Origin of the sequence: Allobaculum fili (genome assembly GCF_020969955.1) — a bacterium.
Classification (GTDB): Bacteria; Bacillota_I; Bacilli_A; order Erysipelotrichales; family Erysipelotrichaceae; genus Allobaculum; species Allobaculum fili.
This window is the reverse complement of the sequence record NZ_JAHDSX010000081.1, coordinates 1-3,412: the sequence shown is the minus strand read 5'-3', so window position 1 is coordinate 3,412 and position 3,412 is coordinate 1. Positions and strand designations below refer to the sequence as shown.

Annotated in this window: 2 protein-coding genes; both read right to left on the bottom strand. The window is 52.9% G+C overall.

All coding sequences use genetic code 11. The features are described 5' to 3' along the window. Positions 1-183: 183 nt before the first annotated feature. Complete coding sequence (locus Afil_RS10540) at positions 184-2,016, bottom strand: LCP family glycopolymer transferase (protein WP_230268518.1); 1,833 nt, start codon at positions 2,014-2,016, stop codon at positions 184-186. A 382-nt stretch (positions 2,017-2,398) separates the two neighbouring features. Further along, entirely contained in the window at positions 2,399-3,217 is an 819-nt protein-coding gene (locus tag Afil_RS10535; RefSeq protein WP_230268517.1) for a DUF4422 domain-containing protein, read from the bottom strand. Positions 3,218-3,412 lie beyond the last annotated feature (195 nt).

The following is a 3,412-nucleotide window of genomic DNA, read 5'->3' as shown; positions in this document are numbered from 1 at the left end:
GATCCGAAGTATGAAGAAAACGATGAAGAATAAAAAATACGCCAAGCGGGATCTCGAAAGGGATCCCGTTTAGCGTATCTAATATTCAGTCTCGCGTATACCCGTCGATTGTTTGACACTTACTCCGGAATCGCCCATGAAAAAAGCCTCTTTCCGCATTGGAGAGAGGCTGAATTCTTTCAATCAGGCTTCCGGTTCGGGAAGTACGGGGAGCGGTTCTTCCGCTGGCGGCAGATCCGGAACGACTGGATCCGGTGCGGGCGGAGTCGGTACGGGATCGGGCAGCGGATTGACAGGCTGCTGCACCGGCGGCGTTACCTGCGGCGTATTGTCAATCGGCGCGTCATAGCCAGGATCTTCCTGGATGGCGTCGGTATAGCCGGGATCCGTATCCGGTTCGTTCTGCGGCTGGTCTGCTGTACTGGACGCGGCGGAATCGGCCTGCGGGCGGTTGGCTGCCTGGTTGTCGACGTCATCGGCGCTTCCGGTCGAACCGTCGATTTCCTGCGGGCTCTTGCCTTCGAGAACGCCGTCAATACGCTTCTTAGCGGTCGCTACGGTTTCGTAGTCCGGAACCATGACGTAGGCGTTCTGTCCAAGTTCCGCACAGAAGTTTGTTTCGCCTGTTCCATCGAGCGAGTAGGTCAGGAACGTCCAGTCCGGATTATCCTGAATCTGTTTCTGGAGAAGGGCCTTGATTTCCTCTTCGGAAAGGTCGGTCTGGAAGGCGCCGCTCAAAGCGTCCATTAAGGACGGGTAGCTGGTAATGATGCTTGGGGAAAGCACCTTTCTGGCGACAGCCATGAGAACCTGCTGCTGGTTTTTCACGCGCTGACGGTCGCCTTCGCTGTAGGCGTAGCGTTCACGGGCGTAGGCAAGAGCCTGTTCGCCGTTGAGGTGGTTCATGCCTTCCTGTACGCCATAGCGGGAATCCGTGTAAAACGACGGAACCGCATAGCCAGGCGCAACATTAATATCGATGCCGCCTAAGGCGTCAACGAGGTTGATGACCGAACTGAAGTTGACCTGCATCGTGTAGTTGATTTCGATGCCGAGCAGCTTCTCGATCGTGGCTTTTGTCGTTTCGGTACCGTGCAGACCGGTGTGCGTCAGCTTGTCCATCTGGCCCGCTGCGCAGCCGTTTTCAGCCGGGCAGGCGGTTTCGACGTAGTAGTCGCGGGGAATGCTGGTGAGAAGAACCACATGGGTTTTCGGGTTGACGGAAGCGATCATGTTCACATCGCTTCGGCCGACTTCGCCAAAGCCGTTGCGGGAATCCGTTCCGGTAATCAGCACGTTAAACGGCGTCGAGTTGATGTCGTCAACGGTTTTTGTGGTCGTCGTGCTGTTCGTTTCAAAAGCGGCGGAGAAGACGACTTTCGTATCGTCGTAGAAGCTCTTGAAACGGTCATCCGAGTCGGAAATCTGACCGCGGTAGGCGGAAGGAAGAATCATCGCTTCGATCTGGTGATCGTAAAGCGCGTTGGCCATATCGACGATGCCGTCGTATTCGGAGGCGTTGAACGGAACGTTCTTGCTGTTGAGAACGTTGACCATGTCGTCCGTATACGTACGGGCAACGGTACGCAAAATGCCGATTTTCTTGTCCTTGAGATCTTCGACATCATTGCAGCTCGAATCTTTCATGGCAATAATTTCCACCACGTACTGCGAAGCCGGGGAAAGATCGGTCACGGTCGAAAAGAGGCTGGTGGCTTTGGAAACATAAAAGCCGCCCATGCCCATGGCCGCAATAATCACGACGGTAAGAATCGTTACCGGAATGCGAGCGCCTTTTTTCCGGGTCAGCCAGATTTGCATCGCAATGATGAGAATGGCCAGAACGACCAGAATGGCGCTCAGGCCCCAGGTGATCTGGGTAGGAAAGATATTCAGGGTGATCAGTTCATAAACCGCAAAAGCCGTAAATCCGGCCAGCAGGATCGAAAGAATAATCGAAGCCGCCTGGAATCCTCTGGAAGGATGGCTGGATTTTCTGGGGTGAACGTGTCGCATAACATACCTGCCTTTCTGAAGGGGATGGATAAAGCTGAAGCAAAGGGTTCGAATCCAGTGAAGATACGATGTTCGGTCTGCAAAATCCGCCGGCAAAAGCCGCGGGGCAGACGGAAAACTGTATACGTCCTTTATCTTAACAAAAAGTCAGGGGACAAAGGGCGACGTCTGCCGCGCGCAAAGGCGTGCCGGCAGTTTATAGCTTTTCATTTTAAGCAAAAACGGTCGGGGATGAAACCGACAGTTCTGTACGTTTCGCCAGAGCGGCCCCGCTTAAAATACCGGATCGCGTAAGCCATACCAGCCTGCGGGTGAATTCGGTTGGCTCGTATTGAGCAGACAAAGATCCGTAAAGACTGTACGCCAGCCATGGGCAGTCCGGCTAAAAGGAAGAGGAATATTTTTTCGAGAAAAACTTGGCTTTGAGAAAAGCGCTTCCTTTTTTGAACCAGTTGACCGGTTCGGTGCTGGTCAGCGGAATTTCGATGCAGCAGATTTCATTGGTATCAATCCAGACATCGAGCAGAAATTCGCTGATCCGTCCGGGCATGCGGGCCGCAAACGCGTCTTTTTCTTCGAGATGCGCCCGCCGCATGACTTCTTCAAGCACCCCAAAAAGAAACGTGCAGTACGCGTCGGCCAGGGAACGCTCCATTAAAAACATATTGAACATGTGACCGCTGCGTTTTTTCAAGTGGGCATACAGCGCCGGTTCGTATTCGGGATACTGATCGCGGATCACCTGCGCCAGCAGATCGAGATCCGCCGGATCGAGCGTATGCGCGTAATGCGATTCGAGCGTTTCAATATAGTAGCGTCGCTTTTTGGGCAGAATGACCGGGCAGTCGTGCAGAAGTTCGACGGCCTGTTTTTGCGAAAGCACCTTGCATTTTAAAGACGGGATGGGCGCGTCGCCTTTGAAGTGGCGGCGATAATGGGCCAGTCCAAAGGCATCGCACGATTCGTCCAGATTTTTCCACGCCCAGTACAGGGCGGTCAGCTCGCTTAAATACGGATTGGCCGACGAGATCGAGTCGCCCTGATCGTCGCGGGCAAACCCGATGGAGTCTTTGCCTTTTGCGCCCGCCTGTACAGGCAGATACAGCGGATCGTCCGGCATGGGATACGGCTTATGGGCGGCAACCACAATTTTAGGGTGGTCAGCTTTCTTCGCGGAAAGTTCAGGGGAAGGGGTGGACATGAACGCCTCCTTTTACTGGTTTCGTATTGGTTTCGCAGCTGCTTTTGTTTTTTGCTTTAGAAAAAAAGGCAATGTCATTAAGTTAAGATTTCTCAGACCACATCAGCGTTAAGCAGTGATGTGGTCTTTTTTCTACTCTTCAAGTCAAATCTCGAATGATTCGAGTTTTTTCACTTTTTTCTAAAAATCTATTGA